Below are 23,501 nucleotides of genomic sequence, written 5' to 3' on the forward strand. Positions count from 1 at the left end.
AAAAGACTGCTTATCGCGGTTCCGCGGGAACGACCGTCGGAGTTAGAAGGGGGCCTGCGGGCCTTCGTCAGAAGCGCCGTCGTCCTCGTCGTCGACCGTCTCGCCGGGGAACGACGGTTCCATGCCGCCGTCGCCGCCCATGCCGCCACCGCCGGTGTCGGCGTGGACCTTCTCGATCTCGGGGATCTCCTTGACCATGCGGCTCTTGATGGCCTGGATGGTCATCGGCGAGATACCGCATCCGCTACAGGCTCCGCCGAGCTGGATGGACACCTCACCGGTTTCGCGGTTGAGGTCCTGAATGGCTGCGTTACCGCCGTGCATCTGGATCTGTGGGAAGTTCCTGCGCAGGAAGTTCGAGACTCGATCTTCCAGATCGTCGCCGTCCTCTTGGGCGTCAGTGCTCATGTCCACTGGTTGGTGGTCAGCACCCTTGAACCTTTCCCGCTACGTGTGCGTTCCGCCCGCTCCTCGGCGAGTGACTCCATCGGCTACTCGAACCCGAACACGTCGCGGATCTCGGTTTCCAGTTGGTCGACGTAGATGTCGAGCACCTGGTCCAGTTTCTCCTGGTCGACGACGACGCCGCGGGTCCGTTCTCCGGGGTTATCGGGCAGTTCGATGCGGAACTCGCCGTCTCCCTCGTAGAACGGTTCGCTCTCGTTCAGTATCTGCTGGTCGATGGCGTGGATCAGTTCCGAGTCGTACGTCTCGTTCATCTGCTCGAAGGCGTTTTTGTACGCCCGCTGGAGTTCGGTGAAGTAGTGGACGTACTTGTCCTCGAACCGTTCCGGGTCGAAGTCGGTCATGTGAGTGCGAACGGGTGCGTTCGACAAAAGTCGGGCGATCCCCGCTGACGTGGCTCAAACGCCGATTTTACCCTACCGTAGCCTGATATGCTTCGTCCGCTTTGGTTTCTCTATGGCAGAGCCTTGTTCGCGTAGACGGTATCTCAGGCTGGCCGCCGCGGCCGGAACGCTCGGAATCGCCGGGTGTTCGCAACAACTGTCCACCGGAAACTCCGGTCCCGCCGGTTCCGGGGACACGACGACAACGACCGAGATGTACGAGCGGATCGACGACTGGCAGTACGACCCCGACGAACATCAGGATAATCTCTCCAGCGGATCGGCGGCTAACGCGACGTACACCGCCAGCGCACAGGGGGACGCCGTCGAGATGTCCGCCGAGTCCTCGAACAACGTCGGCCTCACGGCCGGCGGCGCGATGGACGTCAACAACTTCCGTGACAACATCGACGAGGGGTATCTGCCGATCCCGTCGGACCTGTCCTACGAGGGGTTGTTCAACGAGTACTACTTCGACACCGGGAGCGACCGCCCCTGCACGTCGCTGTTCTGTCCCTCCTACAGCACAGCCGTCTCGTCCGACCCGCTGGCAGACGAACCGGAACGGTTCATGACGGTCGGGCTGAACTCCGGCATCGAGGACTTCGAGCGCAAGACGCTGAACCTCGTCGTCGTCCTCGACATCTCCGGGTCGATGAGTTCGCCGTTCGACCGCTACTACTACGACCGGTTCGGCAACCGCCACGAGGTCGAAAACTACACGGAGCGACCCAAGATAGACGTCGCGACCGATGTCGTCGCGTCGATGACGGAACACCTCGATGACGAGGACCGCTTCGGAATGGTGCTTTTCAACAACGGATCGTACGTGGCCAAGCCGATGCGGGAAGTCAAACGCACCGACATGAGTGCGATCCGCGACCACATCCGCGAACTGCAGGCGAACGGCGGTACCAACCTGTCCGCGGGCGCTGAAACCGGAACCGAACTCCTCTCGGAGTACGCCGACGCCGACCAGACCGAGTACGAGACGCGGATGGTGTATCTCACGGACGCGATGCCCAATCTCGGGACGACCACCGAGGATGGGCTGGTCGGTATTGCCGAGGAAAACGCTGAACAGAACGTCTACACCACGTTCGTCGGTATGGGGGTCGACTTCAACACCGAACTGGTCGACGCGCTGACGGCGGTCCGCGGGGCGAACTACTACTCCGTCCACTCAGCGGACCAGTTCGAGAAACGTCTCGACGAGGAGTTCGAGTTCATGGTCACGCCGCTCGTGTTCGACCTCTCGCTGGAACTCGACGCCGACGGATACGCCGTCGAGGAGGTGTACGGCACCTCCGCGGCAGAGGACGCGACCGACTCGCTCGTACGGGCGAACACCCTGTTCCCCTCGCCGACGGAGGGCGGCCGGACTCGCGGCGGCGTCATCCTCGTAAAAGTCCGCCAGACCGGTAGTAACCCGGAAATCAACCTCTCGGCCGAGTACGAAACCCGGACCGGTGAGCGTCGCCGCCAGGAGCGGACGGTCCAGTTCTCCGCCGACGGGCCGGAGCATTTCGACAACTCCGGCATCCGCAAGGCCGTCCTGCTCGCGCGCTACGCCGACCTCATGAAGTCGTGGATGGTCGACGAACGCACCGAGGAGTACGGCGAGGACGACGTTGAACCGCCCGAGGAGTACGAACTCGGACAGTGGGAACGCCAGTCGGACCCACTGTCCGTCTCGGACACCTATCGGCGGCGATTCGATACCTTCGCCGATCACTTCGAGCACGAAATGAACGCGCTCGGTGACGAGGAACTGGAACAGGACCTGAACCTGCTCCGGGAACTGTCCGCCGACGGTGCAGTCGACGGCTCCGCGTTCGGACTCATCGCACCGGACTTGTAGCGCCGAATCCCTTTTCTGCGCCCACGCTTTCCCTGTTCTGTCGTTAGTCGCTCATCGTCCGACTGGAATCAGTTCTGGCGTATTTCATATCGCGACTATTAGTTTATCGGGCCGGTGTCCGGACCGATCATCCCGTTTCGGGGTCGCTGAGCAGTTGTCCCCTCGGTGTTTCATCTCCTGATTCCAGGTTTCTATCAGCCGTCGACGGCGTGTACCAGTGATCACGAAGTAGTGCGGCACGAACTGTCTCTCGGACCCGTGTGATGTTGTCGGTAGCTCCGTTCGCGACGTTCGTTCGGAACGCGCTCGGTCGACCCGAACTTCTCTGCAATTTCGTCTCACCGCCACGGTGAACGCTGTGAAACGCCGACTCTCGATCCGGAATCGATCAACCGCTGAGCGGTGTATCATCACACCGCCGAACTCCCAATGCACGCCTTGCCGTTGCAGCCATCTCGGTTGCGCCGTTGTTGTGCGAGTTTCCTAGTATCGCAGCCTGAGACACTGATTACGTTCGCAAGTCCTCACAGACAAGGTCGCCCGACAGCGTGCGATCAGCGTGTAAACCGTTTCAGTGACGACTATCGCTCGCTCGGGCACAGAGTTGGCGGTGGGCGTTCGACTGTGCCTGCGGTCTCTTCCGTAGATCTGGTCGGATTCTCATCAAACCTACAAGGCAGTCGGTGAACGCACGTGTGCGCGACAGAGAGTATCGCAACCCGATACACTGATCTTCGCATTATCGACCGGCGCGATCTCCCCGCTACTACCCTGAAGAGGATGACGTACTCTGCTCATAAACCATATTCCACCATACGAAAATGGCAAACCGAACGAACGCCGCTTTGCCTTTTCCGAGTTTTTCTCGGACAAAGCGAGAATCGCATTCGGAAGTTCGAGGCAGTAACGATGCCCTTAGCCCCGGAGCGCGCCGCCAATCGCCCCGGCTAGCGCGCTGTCCAACGCGAACAGCAACGAGAGAAAGACAACAACGAGCGAGAGGCCCGCACCGCCGACGATGGCGTTTACAGGTTCCGTGACGGTCACGCCCAGCAGCGACGTTCCGACGAGAACGAACACGGCGATTATGAGGCCGCCGACCGCGCCGGCGAGTAGCCCGTGCCACGCGCCACTTCCGAGGCCGCCGCCGCCGAGGTAGCCCGCGAGAAAGCCGCCGACCAGACCGCCGGCTATCTGCCCGATCACCGGTAGCGCGAGGCCGACAGTAGCGATGACGAGACCGACGATGAAGCCGATCCCCACCGCTCGCCAACTCGTCATCGGTCGATCACCTCATCGGAAAATCTAGTTGCTGTCACGTCGGTCTCCAAGGGACCGAGCTATTTTGTTATAGAGGGAATAGCGCCCCTAAGCGGCGGTTACGACAGTTGCGTTCCGACTAGCTCGTCCACGCGGTCGATGAAGTCAGCCTGCGTTCCCTCCGGAATCGTCGCCCCGGCGGCGACGTTGTGACCGCCGCCGTCGCCGCCGACAGCCTGCGAGGCCGTCGTCATCACCGACGAGAGGTCGAGTCCCTTGCTGGTCATTCGTGCCGTCCCGCGAGCCGAGACCTTTACCTCGTCCGCTTCTTTCTCGGCGAACGCGACGATTGGTCGGTCACGGTCGACGCCCGAGGTGCCGACGGCCATCCCGGCGACGATACCGACGATCGTCTCCCGGATGCGGTCGCCGGCGTCGAACCACTGGACGTGTTCCTCGCGGGTGACACCTTCCTCCTTGACCCACTCCAGTCCCTCCGAGAGATTCCGCCGGTGGTTCGACAACAGCGTCTGCGCGCGGTCCAGTGCGCCGTCGCGGTTCCCGAGACAGACCGCGAGACCGACATCCGCCCGCTCGTATCTTGCAGTCGCGTTCAGTAGCGTGGAGAACTCGCTCGCGTCGCGGAGTTCGGTACCCGACTCCTCCGCGGGCAGGGTGTACGTCGTTCCGACGAGGTCGTCTATCTTCCCCGGCGGAACGCCGGATTCGACCGCGCGTTGAACCAGCGCGCTCGCGAGCGTCTGTCTCTCGTCGTCGGTGAGGTCGACCCACCGACGCCAGTCGCCCCCCGATTTCAACTCCAGATCGAGGCCGTCGAGGAAGCGAAGCGCGCCGTTCTGGTCGTTCGAGATGCCGGGGATCCGCACGTCGGTAGCGTACTCCAACAGTTTCGGAAGCGGCCGGGTCTGTTTCCCGTACAGCGCCAGATCAGTTCCCGTGTCGAGGACGCCGGCGGCCTCGCCCTCGGCGACGATTTCGGCGTTCGCGCCCACGAGTTCGCCGTCCATCGCCTGCATATCGCCGACTGCGCCGACGACGGTGAGGCCGGCCAGGTCGCGGTTGTCCCGGGTCGCGGGTTCGAGCGCTCGTGCGAGGACGTAACTCGCGCCCGCGCCGGAGAGTTCCGAGGAGCCGTCGATACCGAACAGCAGAGGGTTGAGGTGGAACTCCGTCTCCGCGTCGGCCGGCCGATGGTGGTCGGCGATCACCGGCGTGAAATCGCCGGCGGCCTCGTGCTCTGCGATGATATCTAACTGCCCGCTGCCGAAGTCGGTGAAGAGGACGGTGTCGTACTCGGTAGCGGCGATGCTCGCGATCTCCTCCTCGTCGAGTTGCTTGCTGAACAGCGTCTCGAACGGAATCCCCGCCCGTTCCAGCGCCGTCGACGCGATGGCGGCGCTCGTCAGGCCGTCTGCGTCGATATGCGAGGCGAGCAACACCTCGTCGGCCGCGCGCAGGCGGTCTGCGCAGGCGGCCGCGCGGTCGACCATCTCCGGAACGGGGGCGTCCATCGAAATCGGATTGGCGCTCCCTCGGTCTTAAACCTCCGGATCACTCGTGATAGGTCGGCGCGGCGGCCTCGACGACCGCCGTCGCCAGCGCCTCGAACGTCACCGTCTCCGGGACCACATCCACCGCTATCCCGCGTTCCTCGGCGGTTTCCCTGGTCGGCTCGCCGATCGTCCCGACCGCGGCGTCGTTCAGCCCCGCTATCGCCTCGTCTCGGACGCCCCGCTCCGCGGCGGCGTCGAGGAAGTGATCGACGGTGAGCGAGGAGGTAAAGAGCGCGGCGTCGAGGTCGCCGCTTGCGGCGAGTTCTGCGGAGTCGCCGCTGCCTTCGGGCCTGACGAGGCGGTAGAGCACGGTTTCGTTGACTTTCGCGCCCGCGTCAGCGAGGCCGTCCGTGAGCACGTCGCTCCCGTGGTCGCTTCTGGCGACCTCGACGCGAGCGCCGTCGACGTCGTCCGCGAGCGCTTCGACCAGACCGGTCGAAGAATACTCATCGGGAATGATATCGACGTCCCAGCCGACCTCGCGCATCGCCCGGGCGGTTCGCTCGCCGATGGCGACCAGCGTCGCGGCTCCGGGGTCCCACCCGGCGGCGGCGACGAGTTCGACGCCGGTCTTGCTCGTCATGACGACGTAGTCGGCCGCGTCGGGCGTCGCGTCCGTCGGTTCGACCGCGAGCATCGGGTCCGGAACGGGGTCGGCACCGAGCGACTCCAGCAGTTCGACGGCCTCGTCGATGCGCTCGTCGTCGGGACGGAACACGGCGGCGCGTACGTCGCGGTTCACGCGTCGTCACCTCCGCTACGTCCGTCTCCGCCGTTCCGTCCGCTCCCCCGACCGCGAAGGAACTCGACGACGCGGTCGCGCACCGCCGCAACGTCGCCGATCACCGTGATCGCGGGCGGTTCGATCCCGCGCTCGTCGCGGGCGTCGACGACGGTGTCGAGCGTCCCGGTCGCGACGCGCATCTCCGGCCAGGTGCCTCTCTCGACGAGGGCGACCGGCGTCTCGGGGTCCATCCCGGCCTCCCGGAGCGCCCGGGTGTAGTCGGGCAGTTTGCCGACGCCCATCAGCACGACGATGGTGCCGCCGGTGTCGGCCAGGGCCTGCCAGTCGACGGCCGACTCCGCTTTGGTCGGGTCCTCGTGCCCCGTGACGAACGAGACGCTGGAGGCGTAGTCGCGGTGGGTAACGGGGATCCCCCCGACGCCCGCCGCGCCGACCGCCGAGGTGATGCCGGGGACGACTTCGACGGGAACCCCGTGGTCGGCGAGGTACTCCATCTCCTCGCCGCCGCGGCCGAAGACGAAGGGGTCGCCGCCTTTCAGCCGAACCACGTCGTTTCCCTCCTCGGCCAGGTCGACGAGGCGCTGGTTGATCTCGGACTGGGGCGTTCGCTCGCCCCCCGCGCGCTTCCCGACGTCTTCGCGCTTTCCTTCGGGGATATCCTCGATGATCTCCGGGCCTGGAAGCTTGTCGTGGAGAACGACATCGGCCTCGTCTATCAGGCGGGCGGCCCTGACCGTCAGCAGTTCCGGGTCACCGGGTCCGCTGCCGACGAGGTAGACAGTGCCCGTCATTCCTCCTGTATCTCCCGCTTGGCTTCCATCTCGTCGTCATTCTCGCGGCGCGCTTCGGCGATCAGGTCGTCCGCACCCTTCTCGGCCAGGTCGCGGGCGAACTCTCGGGCGGCGCGGGCGTGGTCTTCGACGGGGAGGTCCCGCGTCGCGGTCACGCTCTCCTCGCCGTCGCGGTCGAACACCTGCACTGCGGTGTGGACGTACTCGCCCTGGATGACGGCGTGGACGCCGATAGGTGCGACGCAACCGCCGCCGAGTTCCGCGAGGACGGTGCGCTCGGCGGTCGTCTCGACGCGCGTTCTGGGGTGGTCGAGGATGCTGTGGAGCGTCTCGGCCGTCTCGCCCTCGACTGCGGCGACTGCGAGCGCGCCCTGTCCGGGCGCTGGGACGAACTCGTCGGTCGGTAGCTGCTGGTACTCGACGTTGTGGTCGAGGCCGCTCCGTTCGAGGCCCGCCTCGGCGAGCACTATCGCGTCGTATTCGACGTCGACCTCGCGTTCGAGGGCGCGGCGCTCGACCTCGGCGAGGTCGTTGAACCACTCCTCGACGTCGCGCTCGTAGGGGAACTGGTAGTCGTCGTCGTCCGTCCGGCCCTTGCGCTCTTTTTCCTCCTCCGTCCGCTCCTCGTGTTCGCGCTGGAGGCTCGGTGCGAGTAGCTTCTCGATGCGGGTGTCGACGTTGCCCCGCAGCGGTTCGACGGTCAGGTCGGGGCGGGCGTTCCGGATCTGGGCCTGCCGGCGGAGGCTAGAGGTGCCGACGGTCGCGCCCTCGGGCAGTTCCTCCAGTCGGCGGCCGTTCGGCGTGACGAGGGCGTCGCCCGGCGCGGCGCGGGCCGGGATGCCGGCGATGATCAGTCCGTCCGGCTGCTCGGTCGGCATGTCCTTCATCGAGTGGACGGCGGCGTCCAACTCGCCGTCTATCACCTTCTCGTCCAGGCTCCGAACGAACGCGCCGGTTTTTCCGAGGCGGTGGATGAGTTCGTCGCTCACCCGGTCGCCCTCCGTCTCCACCTCCACGAGTTCCGCGTCGATGCGGCGGTCCGAGAGCGCCGCCTTCACCGTCGCCGCCTGGCGCATGGCGAGGTCGGAACCGCGCGTCGCCAGACGTATCGTCTCGTTCGTACTCATATCCCCTTCTCGGCGTTCCCCATTGAAACCTCCATCGTCACGGTTGCACTCGTTTCCTGCGTGTGCCCTGCCGGTGTGTGCCCTCTCAGGGCGTCCCGACGTGCCGGTGGCGCTGGTAGAGGTAGTAAAGCGACAGGGGTATCCCGAAAGCGAACGCCGTCGACACGATGCCGACGACGGCCACCAGCGCGTACAGGACGGGGTCGGGGTCCCATCCGATGTCGGCCGCTCGCACTGCCTTCGCGTCGAGGTACAGCGAGATGGGAAACACGGCAGTGAGTACGGTTCCGACCGTTCCGAAGAGAAATACCGGGATCAGCAGTGTGAAGATCCCGGCCAGCGTCCCGCTGTGTCCCATCATCGGCATCAATCCGCCCCCGAACCCGAGGAGGACGGCGGCGACCATCCAGCCGGTAACAAGGAATAGAAGCAGTGAAAAAAGCGGCGTCACGGCGACGACGTACCACCAGTTCGAGTCGACGCGCGGGCGGTCGGCGAGGCGCGTGGTGGAGTCAGGGGCGGCCATACTCGAACTGATGGAGCGACGGAGGATAAAGGATCCCGACCATTCGGCCGGCACGAGAGCGCGGCGCTCGAACGCGCCGCGCGCGAGCGTACACCGGAAGAGCGGAGCTCTTCCGAACCCTCGCTCGCTCCGCTCGCGAGGACGGGGAAGGGCAGGCGGTCGCCAGCAGTAGCTCCGCGAGCGAACGAGCAAAGCGAGTGGGCGACCGGAGTTTTTGCCTCTCTACGAGTGGAGCGAGGTTCGGGAGAGTGGTGCCCTCCCGGTGGAGCTTTTTGCCACGAGCGATGCGCTTCGCGCACCCGAGCGGGAGAAAAAGTCGTCTCAGAAGGAAACGTCCGTCTCCATCCCTTCCGTGGCGTCGTCCAGTCCGTCCTCCTGGATGTCTTCGGTCATGTTGGTCGCCAGCCCGCCGTCGGCGAGTATCGTATCGAACTCGTCGCGGTAGCGGTCGTTTGCCTGCCGGGACCGGTTTTCCGTGCGCACGACGCGGCGGTACCGGCGGACGGTCGACTCGCTGACGTCGAAGGCGTCGGCGAGGTCGGCGGTAGAGGCGTCCTCGGTCAGACGTTCGCGGAACTCGGCCAGGTCGAACGGCGCGTCCCTATCGCGGTCGCGGACGAGATGGAGGTTCATACGGGCTCGAAAGACGGCCTTGCGGGAGATATCTAACTGGCGCGCGATCTCGGCGTCGCTCTCCTCGTCGTAGAACAGTTCGACGAGGTCGACGAGCGCCTCGTCGGACAGGTCCACCTCGAACTCGTAGCGGTCACGCATGCTCGCGATGACGCTTTCCAAACGGTCCCGTTTTCCCTCGTCCTGACCGGTGAGCGACCCGGGCGTCTCCTCCTGGGACTCCGTCACCGTGTCCTCGTCCGTGACGTCGATGAAGATATCACGGAGCTCCTCGGTTTTTTCGTCCATAACTGGTATGGAACGACGTTCACCAGTGCCATACATAAAAGCTTGTTGACGGTCGGTCGGGGCTTCGCCGGAGACGGACGACCGATCTCGTCAACCGGAGTTCGAACGACGGTAAACCAGTGCGTTCATTGCCGGGTCGGCGAGAGTAGCGGGTATGAGTACGGACACGGATTCAGTCGAACTGGTCGGCGACCGCACGGTCGAGGATATCGCGACGGCGGCGCTGCTGGCCGCGCTGACGGCGGCGCTCGCGCAACTCTCGTTTCCGTATCCGCTCTCGCCCGCGCCGGTGACGATGCAGGTGTTCGGCGTGTTCCTTGCGGGCATCGTGCTGGGGCCGCTGTGGGGCCCCGCGTCGGTCGTGCTGTATCTCACCGTCGGGGCGATCGGCCTCCCAGTGTTCGCGACCGGCGGCGCAGGACCGGGAACGCTGGTCGGACCGACGGGCGGATTTCTCCTCTCGTACCCGTTCGCCGCGGCGCTTATCGGCGCGGTCGTTCACCGGGGCTCCTCCCTTCGCGACCCGGCCACCGTCTCGAAACCGGTTCTGGCCGGAGCGATGGTCGCAGGAACGTTGCTCATCTACGCCGGCGGTGCCGCGGGGCTGATGATCGTCGCGGGATACAGCCTGTCCGACGCGGTCATCGCCGGCGCGGTCGTCTTCTTCCCGGCGGAGGCGGTGAAGATAGCCGCCACAGTGGCCGTCGCCCGAAGCGGTCGCCTGCCGTCACAATGATCGAAACTCGCGATCTCGTCCATCGCTACGGCGACGAACCCGTTGTCGACGGCGTCTCCCTCACGGTAGACGACGGGGAGTTCGTCGTTCTGGCAGGGGCGAACGGTAGCGGCAAGACGACGCTCGTTCGGCATTTCAACGGACTGCTGACGCCCGACGAGGGCCAGGTCGTCGTCGACGGGACACCGGTCGCCGAGGACTTGGTGGCCGCGCGGACCAGCGTCGGGATAGTGTTCCAGAACCCGCGGGACTGCTTCGTCGCGGCGACCGTGGGTGCTGACATCGCCTTCGGCCCGGAGAACCTCGGGCTGGACCGGGCGGAGATCGACCGCCGGGTGACTGCGGCGCTTTCGGCCGTCGACATGGCGGGCCGCGGAGACGAACGCATCGACGAACTCTCCGGCGGGGAACAAGAGCGCGTCGCAGTTGCGGGCGCGCTCGCGATGGACCTCGACCACCTCGTGCTCGACGAACCGTTTACGGGGCTCGACGAACCCGCTCGAACCGGACTGGTCGACCACCTCGACGCGCTCAGCGGGTCGGGAACGAGCGTCGTCGTGGTGACACACGACCTGCGCGACGTGCGCTCGCTCGCCGACCGCATCGTCGCGCTGGCGGATGGTCGCGTCGCCGTGAACGCCCCGCCGGGCGAGGCGGACGACGAACTGTCGTCGCTGGGCGTGCGCGTCCCATGGTGACCTACGAGCCGGGGTCGTCGCTCGCGCACGGGTTCGACCCGCGGGCGAAACTCGCGTTTCAGGGGGGGTTCGCCGCGGCGGCGTTCACACACGTCTCCGTCCGGGGGCTCGCCGCGGCGACGCTGCTGGCGCTTGCGGTGCTCGCGACGGCGCGGCTCTCCCTACGCCGTGTCCTCGCGGCGTTTCGGTTCCCGCTCGTATTGCTTGCGCTTGCGCCCGTCTTCGCGGCGATACAGGTCGGCCCGCCGTGGATCGACCTCGACGCGGCCGTCGAATCGGCGCGGCTGAGCTACCGGGTCGTTCCGGTGTTGCTCGTCAGCGCGGCGTACGTCCGGTCGACGCCGGTTCGGGAGTCCCGTGCCGCACTCCAGCGACTCGTCCCGGGGAAGCCGGGCCGAGTGCTCGGCGCGGGCGTTGCCATCGTGATCCGGTTTTTCCCGGTTCTGGTCGCCGACCTTCGCCGGATCCGTGCAGCTATGACCGCGCGCCTCGGCGGGGAACGCCCGCTTTCCGACCGAATGCGGATCGTCGCGCTCGGCGGCGTCGAACGGGCGTTCGACCGCGCCGACCGTCTCGCACTGGCGCTTCGCGCCCGGTGTTTCGCCTGGAACCCGACCCTACCGGCGCTCGCGTTCCGTCGGCGGGACGGCGCACTCTGTCTGGCCTCGGCGGCACTGGCCCTATCCTCACTGATATAAACTAACTGCGTGTTCTATATTTGACGGGGACACAACCGGGGTGGACCGGGAAGTGCGGTAACAAGATTTAAGCGGCCAGTCTCCGCGTGATCGTACATGACATTCGTGGCCCAGGCGGAGGGCGCGGTCACGCGCGAGACGTTCTGGACGATCAGCGAGGTCGGAGAGGTCCTGTTTTACTACCTCGCGGCGGTCGCGATTCTGGTGTTCCTGTACGGGGTGTACGAGCGGTTCGCCCGCTACGCCCGCGGCACTGACGACTGGTTCGACCGCTTGAACGACCTGCCTGGACGCGTTGTCTCCGCGACAAAGATCGTCTTCTCCAACCAGAAGCAGTTCGACCGTGACCTCTACGCCGGGCTGATGCACGCGTTCATCTTCTGGGGCTTCCTGACGCTTTTGATCGGCACGACCATCCTCGGCATCGACATGGACCTCGCCCGAAAGCTCGGCGACTCGTTCTGGACCGGCGACTTCTATCTGGCGTACTCGCTGACGATGGACGCGATGGGCCTACTGTTCGTCGTCGGTATCGGCATGGCGTTGTACCGGCGTTACTGGGTCCGCAACGAGCGCCTCTGGGGGAAACACACCGGTGCTGAAGACGACCTTTTCATCTGGTCGCTGTTCCTGCTCGGCGTCGGCGGCTACGTCGCCGAGGGGATCCGTATCGTCGGTACCGGCTTCCCCGAGTTCGAAACCGTCAGCTTCGTCGGCTGGTTCCTCGCCGACGTGTTCGTTATCGCCGGCATGACCGAGTCGCTGGCCGTCGACCTCTACTGGTGGGCGTGGTGGTCTCACGCCGTCCTCGCGCTGGCGTTCGTCGCATCGGTCCCGTACGCGAAACCGTTCCACATGATCTCCTCGTACGCAAACGTCGTCACGCGCGACGAGAAAGCGGGCAAACGCCTGCCGGGCGTCCCCGAGGACGCCAGTCCCGACGAGATCGGCTACAGCGACGTCGAGGACTTCTCCTGGAAGGACGTCCTCGACCAGGACGCCTGTACGAAATGCGGCCGGTGTTCGTCGGCTTGCCCGGCGAAAGCATCGGGCCGGCCGCTCGACCCCCGTGATGTGATCCTTGACCTGAAGTCCTACCGCGAGTCGGTCGAGGCCGGCGAGACCGAGGAGAAGGCGATCATCGCCGATGGCGGGGCGAGCGTCATCGACAGTTCGACGATGGAGTCCTGCATGGCGTGTATGGCGTGTATGGACGCCTGTCCGGTCGAGATAGAGCATTTGAAACAGTTCACGGGGATGAACCGGCGGCTGACCGAGTCGGGGCAGATGGACGAGAACGTCCAGGAGGCGATGATGAACGTGTTCCAGAACGGCAACACGTTCGGGGACCCCGACCGCAAGCGCCCCGACTGGGCCGAAGAGTTGGACTTCGAGGTGCCGGACGCCCGCGAGGAGGCGGTCGAATACGTCTGGTACGTGGGCGACTACCCGAGTTACGACGAGCGCAACAAGCGGATAGCGCGGGCGCTGGCGACCGTGTTCGAGCACGCGGGCGTCGACTACGGGATCCTCTACGAGGACGAACAGACTGCGGGCAACGACGTGCGCCGAGTTGGCGAGGAGGGACTGTACGAGATGCTCGTGGAGGACAACGCGGCGGCGATCCAGGACTGCGAGTTCGAGAAGATAGTGACGACGGACCCGCACGCGTTCAACACGTTCATGAACGAGTATCCGGAGTTCGACGCCTGCGAGTGGGAGGCCGAGGACGTGTTCCACTACACGCAGGTGGTCGACGACCTGGCGAGTCAGGGCGCGCTGGCCCTGGACGGGACGGACCTGAACTACACGGTTACGTATCACGACCCGTGTCACCTGGGGCGGTACAACGACGTGTTCGAAGCGCCGCGGGACCTGGTCCGCGCGACGGGTGCAGACCTCTACGAGATGCCGCGGAACCGCTCGGACTCGTTCTGTTGTGGCGGCGGCGGTGGCGGGTTGTGGATGGACTTCGACGAGGAGCCAAAGCCGAGCGAGGAGCGGCTGCGGGAGGCCTTGGAAGACACGGAGGCAGGCGGCGCGGTCGAGAAGTTCGTCGTGGCCTGCCCGATGTGCGCGACGATGTACGAGGACGGGCGCAAGACCGGCGGGTTCGAAGACGAGATAGAGGTCGTCGGGCTGACGGAACTGGTCGCGGAGGCGCTCGGCCAGGAGGAGCGCGTCGCCGCGGCCTGACGGTTCAGTCCGTTCTTTTATGACGTTCCGGTATCATTTCTATATTGTCATGTCTCGATCCAGTGAAGACCGCACTGAGGAGCAGCGAGAGACGAACGAATCAAACGGGAGGCGAAACGGCGATGGCTGGGGCGACCAACAGGCACGGCACGATGACGCTCGAACAACCGAGTCGGTGCGGAACGGAAACGCCGCCATCATGCCTCTCCTTCTCGACGGGGAGGAGATTCTCGTCGACGCTCGCCCCGCGTGGTCGGCGTGGAGTTTTCACCTGCTCATCGCGGGACTGGTCGTCGTGGGATCACTTCTCGTCGGCGAAACGGAGGTGGTCGGCGTCGGTATCGTCGTCGCCGCACTCCTCGTCGGCTACGTCTGGTTCCAGCGCAAGAAAGTACGCTATCTGGTCACCGACCGTCGGATCGTGGTCGTCACGGGTATCTCGTCGAAACAGACCAACGAGACGTGGATGGAGGACGTTCGCGGGATGCAGACCGGGGCCTCGTTCGTCGAGCGTTTCCTCGGCCACGGCCATATCACCGTCTCTGATTCGATCCTTTCCCGTGGCAGCCTGCTCGCCATGAGCGGCCTGCAGGGGCTTACTCTCGGCGGTATCAGCAACTACGAGGAGATCGCGAACGTCGTCCGGCAGCGCCAGGCCGAACGGAAGGCGGGTAACTACTGAGCGCCGACGCGCCAGTCCCGTTCCTCCCACTCCTCGCGCAGGACGCCGAAGTACACCATGTCGACGTACTCGCCGTTCACGTTCTCGGCCTCGCGCATGACGCCCTCCCGTTGCATCCCCGTCTTTTCGAGCACCCGCTGAGAGGCGGGGTTTGTCGCTAACGCCCGCCCGCGGACGCGGTGGAGGCGGAGTTCCTCGAAGGCGTAGCGAACCAGCAGGCGTGCGGCCTCGGTCATGATGCCGTCGCCGTGAACGTCGGGCGAGAGCCAGTAGGCGATCTCGGCGTGACCGTCGGAGTTGTCGACGTCGAACAGGGAGACGGTACCGAGGATGTCGCCGTCGCGGGGGCCATCGTCGACGCAAACCGCGAGTTCGACCCCCGCGTCGTCGTCGGAGATCCGTTCATCGAAGTGCTCGCGAGTGGTTTCGAGATTCGTCGGGTTCGCGCTCGTGAGCGGTCGGCGGACCCGCGGGTCGTCGATGTTGTCCCGGATGAACTCCAGGTCCTCTTCCTCGACGGTCCGGAGGGTGACGCGATCGCCCCGGAGGAAGGCAGCGCCGGGCATCAGACCGCCTCCCCGTCGGCGGACTCGCTTCGCTCTTCTCCCGACTCCGATCTCTCTCTGCTCGGCCGAACACCGTCCCACTCGCTCTCTAGCAGGCCGTAGAAGTGAGTGTCGACGTACTCGCCGCTGACGAACGTCTCGTCGCGCTGGACGCCCTCCTCCGTGAAGCCGAGTTTCTCAAGCAGGCCGCGCGAGGCGGCGTTACTCTCCAGTGCGCGGGCGCGGAGGCGGTGAAGGCGACGCTCGTCGAACGCGTAGTCGACGAGCAGGGCAACGGCCTCCGTCGTGTACCCGTCTCCCTGCGCGTCGGGCGTGGTCCAGTACGCGATCTCGGCGTGGCCCGCCGAATCGTCGACGTGGAAGAGCATCACGTAACCGACCGGGTCGCCGTCGACGCAGGCGAGGAAGCCGGCGTCGTCGTCGGCGTACATGTCGTCGAAGCGGTCGCGTTGCTGTTCGAGGTTGGTCGGCGTGTCGAACGTCATCGGGCGTCGTATCGCGGGGTCGTTGCTGTGGTCTCGCAGGAACTCCAGGTCGTCCTCCTCGACGGTTCGGAGGTCGACGCGGTCGCCAGCGAGAAAGGTCGCACCGGGCATGACTTCACCACTCGACTCGCTCGAAATAGTTCTACCGTCGGTGTGGTAGCATGTATCATTCACGCGCCGTGGCGGGTCAAAACAGCGCGGTGACGTACTCGCCGAGATAGATCCAGGTGGCCGCTAACCAGGTCTGGAAGAGTAGGCTACCGAGAGCGGAGAGGGCGATGAACTCCACGTCGTCCATCTCCGCGAACCCGGCCGGGACGGTGAGCATCCCGCGGGTGAAAAGCAGGGCGTTGCTCACGGGGATAACCACACGGCCCCACCGGTCGAACCAGCCCTCGAACCGCCTCACCGAGGATTCGCTCACCCGGAACCAGGGTTTGTCGAGCAGGAACTCGCGCCCGTAACGTTTCGCCAGCGCGAACAGCGCCCACTGGCCGACGGTCGCCCCCGCGGCGGCGACGAGGACGATAGCGACGTGGTCGAGCGCCGAATCCGCAAGCAGAGTGATGCCGGCGGGCACCAGCGCCTCGCTCGGCGCGAAGTAGAGCAGCATCGCCCCTTCCAGGATCAGGATGGCAAACAGCGCGAGCAGGCCGTAGCGACTCAACCACTGTCGGGCGAGTTCCTCGTCGCCGAGAAACACCAGTGCGATACCGATGAGGGCGGCGACGGCAACGAAGATGGCGAGGACGAGCGGACCGTAATCGGCCAGGAACCGTCGCGCTCGGTTCCCGTCGACGGCCGTGGTTCCCGATTCCGATTGCATTCGTCCGTTCACAACCACCACGCCGGTAAAATGCTTTGTGACACGACGGCGATACGGGTTCCCCTGCGCGGCCGAGCGCGACCGCGACGCCTTTTATCGCCGCGCCGTAAGGAGACGTATGACCCTCACTCGACGCCCGCGCCGCCTCCGTCAGGACGGTATCCGCGACATGGTCAGCGAGACCGACCTCGACGCGAGCGACCTGATAGCGCCGGTGTTCGTCGACGCAACGACCGACGAACGCCTGCCGATCGAATCGATGCCCGGCCACGAGCGCGTCCCCGTCGACCAGGCTGTCGGCCGGGTCGAGGAACTGCTCGCGACCGGAATCGAGTCCATCATCCTCTTCGGCATCCCCGAGTCGAAAGACGACCGCGGTAGCCGCGCCTGGGCCGAAAGCGGCGTCGTCCAGGAAGCGACTCGGCGGATCACAGCGGCGACGGACGCGTACGTCATCACCGACGTCTGCCTGTGCGAGTACACCGATCACGGACACTGCGGCGTACTCGAAGAGAGCGCAGCCGACGACCCGGACGTGACCGTCCGCAACGACGAGACGCTTGACCTCCTCGCGAAAACCGCAGTCTCTCACGCCGACGCCGGCGCGGACATGGTCGCGCCGAGCAGCATGACCGACGGGATGGTCGGGGCTATCCGCGACGGCCTCGACGAGGCGGGTCACGACCACGTCCCGATCATGAGCTACGCGGCGAAGTACGAGAGCGCCTTCTACGGTCCGTTCCGCGATGCCGCCGACGGCGCGCCCGCGTTCGGCGACCGCCGCCACTACCAGATGGACCCCGGCAACCGCCGCGAGGCCAGACGCGAGGTGGCGAGAGACGTCGAACAGGGGGCGGACGCGCTGATGGTCAAACCCGCGCTCCCGTACCTCGACATCGTTCGCGACGTCCGCGAGTCGTTCGACCACCCCGTCGCGGCGTACAACGTCAGCGGCGAGTACGCCATGATCCACGCTGCGGCGGAGAAGGGATGGCTGGATCTGGAGGGTGCTGCTCTGGAGTCGCTGCTTTCGATCAAACGGGCGGGTGCGGATCTCATCGTGACGTACTTCGCCGAGGATGTCGCGGACGCGCTCTAACCCGTGTCCGACCGCCGTCGGTAGTTCTGCCGTCTCGTCAACCGTTCGCCGTTATCACTGCCGTCTCGCCCCCGTTTGCCGTGATCGCAGGCGGCGATGCTTACCCGGCGTAGCTCCGCCACCGCAAACGATCGTGGGATTTACTCGATCCGATCGTCCAGTTACCCGACGCTCATCCACCTTATATTCGTAATAACCCGTATTACTCCGGATGGTTGTCGAACCAAGCGACCAAAAATAGGACATTTGGGAACAACAACTGTTATAAGGACAACAGTAATGAAGTTATATCGTGATACAGAATCAGAATGTGGTGCCAAAAGAAGATTCGAGGAACGTACGTCTAAAAACCGAATCTATTCCGTCTGATCCGGGGGTGACGGGAGCGTGACGACGGCGCTACAGGTCGACCCGCAGGTGATCGCGGAGGGCGTGAACCTGATGTGGGTGCTCGTCGCGACGTTCCTGATATTTTTCATGCACGCCGGCTTCGCCATGCTGGAGGCGGGGCAGGTGCGCTCGAAGAACGTGGCGAATCAGCTGACGAAGAACCTGCTGACCTGGAGCGTCGGCGTCCTCGCCTTCTTCGTCGTGGGTGCCGGCGTCTCCGCCGTCGTCGGGACGCTAACCAGTAGCGGGAACTTTGCCCCCGCGGACCTCTACAGCACGATGACGACCAACGCGGTCAACGACTGGGTCGGCTGGCTGTTCGGCGCGGTGTTTGCGATGACCGCCGCGACAATCGTCTCCGGCGCAGTCGCGGGCCGCGCGAAACTCCGCGCGTACGTCGGTTACACCGTCTTGCTCGCCGCGGTCATCTACCCCGTCGTCACCGGTTTCACCTGGGGCGGCGGCCTGCTGGCGATCAACCCCGAATCGGCGAACGGCTGGATCGCAGACGTCATCGGCGCCGGTTTCGCCGATTTCGCGGGCGGCATGATCGTCCACGGGATGGGCGGCATCGCCGGCCTCACCGCGGCGTACGTCATCGGTCCGCGGATGGATCGCTACAACGCCGACGGCTCCGTCAACGTCATTCCCGGGCACTCGATGACGTTCGCGGCGCTCGGCACGCTGATCCTCGCGTTCGGCTGGTACGGCTTCAACGTCGGGACGGCCGCGTCGGTGTTCGCCGTCGAGGACGGCTCTCTAGTGCTCGGCGCGTTCGACACGGTCGGTCGCGTCGCTCTAAACACCACGCTCGGCATGGCCGCGGGGGCCGTTGGGGCCGGCTTGGCCGCGCTGTACAAAACTGGGAAAGTCGACACGCTGTACGTCGCTAACGGCCTGCTCGCGGGATTGGTCGGCGTGACCGCGTCCGCGAACGTCGTTGTCTGGTACGGCGGCATCATCTCCGGTCTCGTCGCCGGCGCACAGCTCCCGTTCGTCTTCGAGTTCGTCGAGAAGCGCCTGAAGATAGACGATGTCTGTGCCGTCTTCCCCGTCCACGGGTCGGCCGGGGTCGTTGGCGCGCTGCTGATCCCGTTTTTCCACGTCGACGGGTTCAGCGCGAGCCTGCTCGCCGCACAGGTCGCCGGCGTCGCCGTCATCTCCGCGTGGACTGTCCTCGCGACCGGTGCGGTGTTCGGACTGTTCAACGCCGTCGGACAGGCCCGCGTCTCGCCGGAACACGAGCGCGATGGCCTCGACGTCTCCGAACACGGCGTCGACACCTACCCCGAGTTCGGCACGCCCGACACCGTCACCGACGGCGGGTCCGACGTTGTCCGCATGGACGGCGGAACGGCGGCCGCGGGCGGCATCAAGATGGTTGCCGCTATCGTGCGCCCCGACCGACTCGGCGACATAAAACAGTCGCTCGCCGAGGCCGGCGCGCCGTCGCTGACGGTCACGAACGTCTCCGGCCGCGGCAGCCAACCCGCCAAGACGGGCCAGTGGCGCGGCGAGGAGTACACGGTCGACCTCCACCAGAAGGTAAAGATCGAGTGCGTCGTCGCCGACATCCCGGCCGACGACGTGGTCGAGGCGATCCGCGACGGCGCGAAGACCGGCGAACCCGGCGACGGGAAGATATTCGTGCTGCCCGTCGAGGACGCCCTCCAGGTGCGCACCGGCAACCGCGGTCCCGAGGCGGTGTAGACGCGCCTGCCGTTGTAATCCGGACCACGCGGGTCCCGGTATCGCCGAAACGAAAGCTTTCCACTGTTCGTCCCGCGGCCGCGTTACGACGCGGTCGTTCGCGCCCGCAACACGTCCCGGAGCGCCTTGCGCTTGACCAGTCCGAACCCCGCGAACACGACGCCGAATCCGACGACGGTCGCGAGCGAGAGCGGTTCGCCCAGCGCAAGCCACCCGGCGAGTGCGGCGAACACGGGGACGAGGTAGTTCACGAGGTTTATCTCCAGCGAGCCGAGGCGGTCGAGCAACGAGAAGTACAGCAGGTAGCCCGCGCCGCCCGCGACGACCACGAGATACGCCATGGCGACGAGCGCCCGGGAGGACCACGCCACGGTCTGTGGTTCCCCGAGTGCGACGCTCGCCGCGTGCAGCAGCGGTGCGCCGACGACCATCGCCCATCCCTGGAGCGCCGGCGCGGAGAGGTCAGTCCGGACCCGTTCGACGGCCACTGCGCCGACCGCCCATGCCAGCGCTGACCCGAACACGAGGGCGACTCCGAAAGCCGAGGCGTCGACGTCGTTCGGGGAGGGCCGAGCGACGACGGCGACGCCGGCTAAACCCAGAAACAGGCCCGTGACCGTCGCCGGGTCGAGTCGGTCCGTCGGAAACGCGACGCGGGACGCGCCCGCCGTGAGAACCGGGATCGAACTCACCACGACGGCGGCGACGGCGCTCGTCACGTACTGCTGCCCGGCGAACAACAGCGCGTGGTGGACGGCGACGATGCAGACGCCGGCGGCGACGATAGCCAGCCAGTCCCGACCGCCCGGCCGCCAGCGCGCGTCCGAGAGGGCGGCGTACCCGAGAACGAGAACGGCGACCGCGTCGAACCGAAACGCGGCGAGCAGGGCCGGCGGTAACACTGCAAGTCCCGCTTTCGCCGCCGGAAAGGACGTTCCCCAGACGGTGCCGAGAAGGACGAACCCGGCCACAGTTCGGTATCTCGTCACGCGTATCCGAAAGCTGGCAGTCGGCAAAACTATTTTCATCGTGTTGATAATTGTTGACACGGCAGCTCGCCGCGTCCAGAAACGTCTTTTCCGGGGCGGCCCAAAGTCGGACCTATGCATCACGACGAATCCCGCGACCTCTACGACCGCGCGCTGTCGGTCATGCCCGGCGGCGTCAACTCCTCGGTTCGCGCCGCCATCGAACCGTACCCGCCGTTCGCACAGCGCGGCGACGGCGGCCACCTCATCGACGCGGACGGCAACCGGTACGTCGACTGGGTGTTGGGACTCGGACCGCTACTGTACGGCCACGACACGCCCGAACCCGTCCAGGCGGCGGTCCAGTCCCACGCCAGCGAGGGCCCGATGTACGGGATGCCGACCGAGATAGAGGTCGAACACGCCGAGTTCGTCGCGCGGCACGTGCCGAGCGTCGAGATGATCCGCTTCGTCAACAGCGGCACCGAGGCGACGGTGTCGGCGGTCCGCCTCGCTCGCGGCTACACGGGCCGCAACAAGATAGTCGTCATGCAGGGCGGGTACCACGGTGCCCAGGAGTCGACGCTTGTCGAGGGCGACGCCGACAACCCGCGGCCCTCCACCGCTGGGATCCCGCAGTCGTTCTCCCAGCATACGCTCCCCGTGCCGTTCAACGACGAGGAAGCCGTCCACGAGGTGTTCGAGGAACACGGCGACGACATCGCCGCGGTGCTGGTCGAACCCCTCCTCGCGAACAAGGGGATCGTGATGCCGGAGGACGGCTACCACGAGACGCTCCGGGACCTCACGGCTGACCACGACTCGCTGCTCATCTTCGACGAGGTGATCACCGGCTTCCGCGTCGGCGGCCTCCAGTGCGCACAGGGCAAGTTCGGCGTTACGCCCGACGTTACCACGTTCGGCAAGATCATCGGCGGGGGCTACCCCGTCGGCGCTATCGGCGGGAAATCGGAGATAATCGAGCACTTCACGCCTTCGGGCGACGTGTTCCAAGCCGGCACTTTCTCCGGCCACCCCGTGACGATGGCCGCCGGACTCGAAACGCTGCGCTACGCCGCCGAAAACGACGTGTACGACCACGTCAACTCGCTCGGCGAACAGCTCCGCTCCGGCCTGACTGAGGTCGTCGCCGACCAGGCCCCCGAGTACACCGTCGCCGGTACGGACAGTCTGTTCAAGGTGCTTTTCACCCGCGACGGCCCGCGCGACCTGGACGGGCAGTGCGAGGCCGGCTGCCGGCAGCGTCCGGACTGCCCGCGCTACGAGTACTGTCCGAAAAACGGCGCGGACGTCGGCAACTGCGAGACCGACCGCTGGCGGCGCGTGTTCTGGCCGAAGATGAAAGAGCAGGGCGTGTTCCTCAGCCAGAACCAGTTCGAGTCGCAGTTCATCAGCTACGCCCACTCCGAGGAGGACGTGGAGAAGACGCTCGAAGCGTACAAGGAAGCGCTGTAACGCGACGCTCGACCCGTTCCCGGCCAGTGCGAGCGCGCGGCGCTCGGACGCGCCGCGAGCGAGCAAGACGGGGAAGGGCAGGCCGTCGGCTGGCGGTCAGTTTGAAAGAGAAAGAATCCGCGGGAGCATACGGCGGCTTTGCCGCCGTTTCACGCGGCCGAACGGAGTGAGGCCGCGGGTTTTTTGGCCGAGCTTTTTTGGCTGAGAGGTCGCCGCAGGCGACCCGAAGGGAAAAAGGTCGTCTTATTCGGGTTTCAGACCGCCGTCTTCGACGCGCATGACGGCCTCGCCGTCGGCGAGGTTCGGGGCATCCACGAGGCGGACGATCCGCTTTGTCCCCTTGGACTTGCGGAGGTAGATGCGGAACGTGGACTTGTGGCCGAGGATGTTCCCGCCGATGGGCTGGGTCGGGTCGCCGAAGAAGGAGTCGGGGTTCGACGCGACCTGATTCGTCACGACGACGGCGACGTTGTGGAGGTTACCGACTTTGTCGAGGTCGTGGAGGTGCTTGTTGAGTTTCTGCTGGCGCTCGGCGAGTTCGCCGCGGCCCACGTATTCGGCGCGGAAGTGCGCCGTCAGTGAGTCCACACAGAGCAGGCGGATGGGGTACTCGTCGTCCTGCGTCTCGTTGGCGAGTTCCTGGGCCTTCTCGGCCAGCAGCATCTGGTGATTGGAGTTGAACGCCTTGGCGACGTGGATCTTGTCGAGGACGCTCTCGATGAGGTCGTCCATCGCCTCGTCGTCGTCCGGGCTTCCCTCTATCTCGCGGTCTTCCATGAACGCTTCGAGCGTCTCGTCCGGCAGGCCGCGGACCATGTCGTCGATGCGCTCGGGACGGAACGTGTCCTCGCTGTCGATGAACATCGCAGCGCCGCGGAGGCCGCCGTACTCCTTCGGGAGCTGGACGTTGACTGCCAGCTGGTGCGTGACCTGGGACTTACCGGAGCCGAATTCGCCGTACACCTCGGTGATCGACTGCGTTTCGACGCCGCCGCCGAGGAGGTCGTCGACCTCGTCGACATGCCAGGTCAACTTGCCGATCTGTTCGCGTCGCTCCAGTACGGCCGCGCCGGTTTCGAAGCCGCCGATGTCGGCGGATTCGCGCGCCGCCTGAACGATGTCGGCGGCGGTGCTCTCGCCTACGTCCGCGGTGTTCGACAGTTCGCTGGGACTCGCGACGGCGAGGCCCTGGAACGAGTCGAAGCCCGCTTCTGTGAGTTTCTCTGCGGTTGCCGGTCCGACGCCGGGGAGGCTTTCGAGGTCTGCGTCTGCTGCCATACCTTCCCCTAAGCTACCCCTGCTACATAAACCCCGGTTA

Annotated in this window: 23 protein-coding genes; 9 read left to right on the forward strand and 14 right to left on the reverse strand. The window is 65.7% G+C overall.

Features of this window, described 5'->3' with window-relative positions; translation table 11 throughout:
* Positions 1–42: 42 nt before the first annotated feature.
* Both SM753_RS09060 and SM753_RS09065 read right to left on the reverse strand, forming a co-directional pair.
* Positions 43–408, reverse strand: a complete 366-nt coding sequence (locus tag SM753_RS09060) for a NifU family protein (RefSeq protein ID WP_135535233.1) — start codon at positions 406–408, stop codon at positions 43–45.
* 83 nt (positions 409–491) lie between these two features.
* Entirely contained in the window at positions 492–809 is a 318-nt protein-coding gene (locus tag SM753_RS09065; RefSeq protein ID WP_135535234.1) for a DUF5783 family protein, read from the reverse strand.
* Between the two features lie 112 nt (positions 810–921).
* On the opposite strand from SM753_RS09065, the gene SM753_RS09070 reads away from it, so the two are divergent.
* Positions 922–2,709, forward strand: a complete 1,788-nt coding sequence (locus SM753_RS09070) for a VWA domain-containing protein (protein ID WP_323191352.1) — start codon at positions 922–924, stop codon at positions 2,707–2,709.
* Between the two features lie 915 nt (positions 2,710–3,624).
* Here SM753_RS09070 and SM753_RS09075 read toward each other — a convergent pair.
* The 7 genes from SM753_RS09075 to SM753_RS09105 all read right to left on the reverse strand — a co-directional run bounded on the left by SM753_RS09075 (position 3,625) and on the right by SM753_RS09105 (position 9,653).
* On the reverse strand, positions 3,625–3,990 hold the full coding sequence (locus tag SM753_RS09075; RefSeq protein WP_135535236.1) for a DUF5518 domain-containing protein: 366 nt from the start codon (positions 3,988–3,990) through the stop codon (positions 3,625–3,627).
* Positions 3,991–4,088: 98 nt separating this feature from the next.
* Positions 4,089–5,501 (reverse strand): DHH family phosphoesterase, encoded by a 1,413-nt coding sequence (locus SM753_RS09080; protein WP_323191353.1) that lies wholly within the window; start codon positions 5,499–5,501, stop codon positions 4,089–4,091.
* 40 nt (positions 5,502–5,541) lie between these two features.
* The gene (locus SM753_RS09085) at positions 5,542–6,285 is read right to left on the reverse strand and encodes a uroporphyrinogen-III synthase (RefSeq protein WP_323191354.1); all 744 of its coding nucleotides are present in this window, start codon (positions 6,283–6,285) and stop codon (positions 5,542–5,544) included.
* Positions 6,282–7,079: a uroporphyrinogen-III C-methyltransferase gene (gene cobA, locus SM753_RS09090; RefSeq protein ID WP_323191355.1), complete on the reverse strand. Its 798-nt coding sequence runs from the start codon at positions 7,077–7,079 to the stop codon at positions 6,282–6,284. The genes SM753_RS09085 and cobA overlap by 4 nt, the downstream gene beginning before the upstream one ends.
* Positions 7,076–8,206 carry a hydroxymethylbilane synthase gene (hemC, locus tag SM753_RS09095; protein ID WP_323191356.1) on the reverse strand — a complete coding sequence of 377 codons (1,131 nt, stop codon included), beginning with the start codon at positions 8,204–8,206 and terminating at the stop codon, positions 7,076–7,078. The genes cobA and hemC overlap by 4 nt, the downstream gene beginning before the upstream one ends.
* 85 nt (positions 8,207–8,291) lie before the next feature.
* The gene (locus SM753_RS09100; protein WP_323191357.1) at positions 8,292–8,732 is read right to left on the reverse strand and encodes a hypothetical protein; all 441 of its coding nucleotides are present in this window, start codon (positions 8,730–8,732) and stop codon (positions 8,292–8,294) included.
* A 321-nt stretch (positions 8,733–9,053) separates the two neighbouring features.
* Positions 9,054–9,653, reverse strand: a complete 600-nt coding sequence (locus SM753_RS09105) for a conditioned medium-induced protein 4 (protein ID WP_323191358.1) — start codon at positions 9,651–9,653, stop codon at positions 9,054–9,056.
* 154 nt (positions 9,654–9,807) lie between these two features.
* Here SM753_RS09105 and SM753_RS09110 point away from each other — a divergent pair, with 154 nt between their 5' ends.
* From SM753_RS09110 to SM753_RS09130, 5 genes are all read left to right on the forward strand, one after another.
* Positions 9,808–10,389, forward strand: coding sequence for a biotin transporter BioY (locus SM753_RS09110; protein WP_323191359.1), 582 nt, complete (start codon positions 9,808–9,810; stop codon positions 10,387–10,389).
* The gene (locus SM753_RS09115) at positions 10,386–11,087 is read left to right on the forward strand and encodes an ABC transporter ATP-binding protein (protein WP_323191360.1); all 702 of its coding nucleotides are present in this window, start codon (positions 10,386–10,388) and stop codon (positions 11,085–11,087) included. Before SM753_RS09110 ends, SM753_RS09115 begins: the two co-directional genes overlap by 4 nt.
* Positions 11,081–11,785, forward strand: coding sequence for an energy-coupling factor transporter transmembrane protein EcfT (locus SM753_RS09120; protein WP_135535245.1), 705 nt, complete (start codon positions 11,081–11,083; stop codon positions 11,783–11,785). Before SM753_RS09115 ends, SM753_RS09120 begins: the two co-directional genes overlap by 7 nt.
* A gap of 96 nt (positions 11,786–11,881) precedes the next feature.
* The gene (locus tag SM753_RS09125) at positions 11,882–13,981 is read left to right on the forward strand and encodes a heterodisulfide reductase-related iron-sulfur binding cluster (RefSeq protein ID WP_323191361.1); all 2,100 of its coding nucleotides are present in this window, start codon (positions 11,882–11,884) and stop codon (positions 13,979–13,981) included.
* A 49-nt stretch (positions 13,982–14,030) separates the two neighbouring features.
* The gene (locus SM753_RS09130; protein ID WP_323191362.1) at positions 14,031–14,663 is read left to right on the forward strand and encodes a PH domain-containing protein; all 633 of its coding nucleotides are present in this window, start codon (positions 14,031–14,033) and stop codon (positions 14,661–14,663) included.
* On the opposite strand, the gene SM753_RS09135 is transcribed toward SM753_RS09130, so the two are convergent.
* From SM753_RS09135 to SM753_RS09145, 3 genes are all read right to left on the reverse strand, one after another.
* Positions 14,657–15,229 (reverse strand): GNAT family protein, encoded by a 573-nt coding sequence (locus SM753_RS09135; RefSeq protein WP_323191363.1) that lies wholly within the window; start codon positions 15,227–15,229, stop codon positions 14,657–14,659. The two genes, SM753_RS09130 and SM753_RS09135, sit on opposite strands and share 7 nt — an antisense overlap.
* Positions 15,229–15,825 (reverse strand): GNAT family N-acetyltransferase, encoded by a 597-nt coding sequence (locus SM753_RS09140; protein ID WP_138796431.1) that lies wholly within the window; start codon positions 15,823–15,825, stop codon positions 15,229–15,231. Before SM753_RS09140 ends, SM753_RS09135 begins: the two co-directional genes overlap by 1 nt.
* 76 nt (positions 15,826–15,901) lie before the next feature.
* Positions 15,902–16,540 carry a DedA family protein gene (locus tag SM753_RS09145; RefSeq protein ID WP_135536791.1) on the reverse strand — a complete coding sequence of 213 codons (639 nt, stop codon included), beginning with the start codon at positions 16,538–16,540 and terminating at the stop codon, positions 15,902–15,904.
* 118 nt (positions 16,541–16,658) lie between these two features.
* Here SM753_RS09145 and hemB point away from each other — a divergent pair, with 118 nt between their 5' ends.
* Positions 16,659–17,639, forward strand: coding sequence for a porphobilinogen synthase (gene hemB, locus SM753_RS09150; protein WP_135536790.1), 981 nt, complete (start codon positions 16,659–16,661; stop codon positions 17,637–17,639).
* 441 nt (positions 17,640–18,080) lie between these two features.
* Entirely contained in the window at positions 18,081–19,739 is a 1,659-nt protein-coding gene (locus SM753_RS09155) for an ammonium transporter (RefSeq protein WP_323191464.1), read from the forward strand.
* 83 nt (positions 19,740–19,822) lie between these two features.
* Here SM753_RS09155 and SM753_RS09160 read toward each other — a convergent pair whose 3' ends face one another.
* The gene (locus tag SM753_RS09160) at positions 19,823–20,728 is read right to left on the reverse strand and encodes a DMT family transporter (RefSeq protein WP_135536789.1); all 906 of its coding nucleotides are present in this window, start codon (positions 20,726–20,728) and stop codon (positions 19,823–19,825) included.
* Between the two features lie 114 nt (positions 20,729–20,842).
* On the opposite strand from SM753_RS09160, the gene SM753_RS09165 reads away from it, so the two are divergent.
* Positions 20,843–22,183 carry a glutamate-1-semialdehyde 2,1-aminomutase gene (locus SM753_RS09165; protein WP_323191364.1) on the forward strand — a complete coding sequence of 447 codons (1,341 nt, stop codon included), beginning with the start codon at positions 20,843–20,845 and terminating at the stop codon, positions 22,181–22,183.
* 243 nt (positions 22,184–22,426) lie between these two features.
* Here SM753_RS09165 and radA read toward each other — a convergent pair whose 3' ends face one another.
* A complete protein-coding gene (gene radA / locus SM753_RS09170; protein ID WP_135536787.1) occupies positions 22,427–23,461 on the reverse strand; it encodes a DNA repair and recombination protein RadA in 1,035 nt (344 codons plus the stop codon).
* Positions 23,462–23,501: the final 40 nt, after the last annotated feature.

This window comes from Halostella sp. PRR32, from assembly GCF_034808085.1.
Lineage (GTDB): Archaea > Halobacteriota > Halobacteria > Halobacteriales > Natronoarchaeaceae > Halostella > Halostella pelagica.

Bases quoted from the DNA above. Each gene is read 5' to 3' on its own strand.
- SM753_RS09060 (WP_135535233.1), bottom strand. From the start codon at position 408: ATGAGCACTGACGCCCAAGAGGACGGCGACGATCTGGAAGATCGAGTC.
- SM753_RS09065 (WP_135535234.1), bottom strand. From the start codon at position 809: ATGACCGACTTCGACCCGGAACGGTTCGAGGACAAGTACGTCCACTAC.
- SM753_RS09070 (WP_323191352.1), top strand. From the start codon at position 922: ATGGCAGAGCCTTGTTCGCGTAGACGGTATCTCAGGCTGGCCGCCGCG.
- SM753_RS09075 (WP_135535236.1), bottom strand. From the start codon at position 3,990: ATGACGAGTTGGCGAGCGGTGGGGATCGGCTTCATCGTCGGTCTCGTC.
- SM753_RS09080 (WP_323191353.1), bottom strand. From the start codon at position 5,501: ATGGACGCCCCCGTTCCGGAGATGGTCGACCGCGCGGCCGCCTGCGCA.
- cobA (WP_323191355.1), bottom strand. From the start codon at position 7,079: ATGACGGGCACTGTCTACCTCGTCGGCAGCGGACCCGGTGACCCGGAA.
- hemC (WP_323191356.1), bottom strand. From the start codon at position 8,206: ATGAGTACGAACGAGACGATACGTCTGGCGACGCGCGGTTCCGACCTC.
- SM753_RS09100 (WP_323191357.1), bottom strand. From the start codon at position 8,732: ATGGCCGCCCCTGACTCCACCACGCGCCTCGCCGACCGCCCGCGCGTC.
- SM753_RS09105 (WP_323191358.1), bottom strand. From the start codon at position 9,653: ATGGACGAAAAAACCGAGGAGCTCCGTGATATCTTCATCGACGTCACG.
- SM753_RS09110 (WP_323191359.1), top strand. From the start codon at position 9,808: ATGAGTACGGACACGGATTCAGTCGAACTGGTCGGCGACCGCACGGTC.
- SM753_RS09115 (WP_323191360.1), top strand. From the start codon at position 10,386: ATGATCGAAACTCGCGATCTCGTCCATCGCTACGGCGACGAACCCGTT.
- SM753_RS09120 (WP_135535245.1), top strand. From the start codon at position 11,081: ATGGTGACCTACGAGCCGGGGTCGTCGCTCGCGCACGGGTTCGACCCG.
- SM753_RS09125 (WP_323191361.1), top strand. From the start codon at position 11,882: ATGACATTCGTGGCCCAGGCGGAGGGCGCGGTCACGCGCGAGACGTTC.
- SM753_RS09130 (WP_323191362.1), top strand. From the start codon at position 14,031: ATGTCTCGATCCAGTGAAGACCGCACTGAGGAGCAGCGAGAGACGAAC.
- SM753_RS09135 (WP_323191363.1), bottom strand. From the start codon at position 15,229: ATGCCCGGCGCTGCCTTCCTCCGGGGCGATCGCGTCACCCTCCGGACC.
- SM753_RS09140 (WP_138796431.1), bottom strand. From the start codon at position 15,825: ATGCCCGGTGCGACCTTTCTCGCTGGCGACCGCGTCGACCTCCGAACC.
- SM753_RS09145 (WP_135536791.1), bottom strand. From the start codon at position 16,540: ATGCAATCGGAATCGGGAACCACGGCCGTCGACGGGAACCGAGCGCGA.
- hemB (WP_135536790.1), top strand. From the start codon at position 16,659: ATGACCCTCACTCGACGCCCGCGCCGCCTCCGTCAGGACGGTATCCGC.
- SM753_RS09155 (WP_323191464.1), top strand. From the start codon at position 18,081: ATGTGGGTGCTCGTCGCGACGTTCCTGATATTTTTCATGCACGCCGGC.
- SM753_RS09165 (WP_323191364.1), top strand. From the start codon at position 20,843: ATGCATCACGACGAATCCCGCGACCTCTACGACCGCGCGCTGTCGGTC.
- radA (WP_135536787.1), bottom strand. From the start codon at position 23,461: ATGGCAGCAGACGCAGACCTCGAAAGCCTCCCCGGCGTCGGACCGGCA.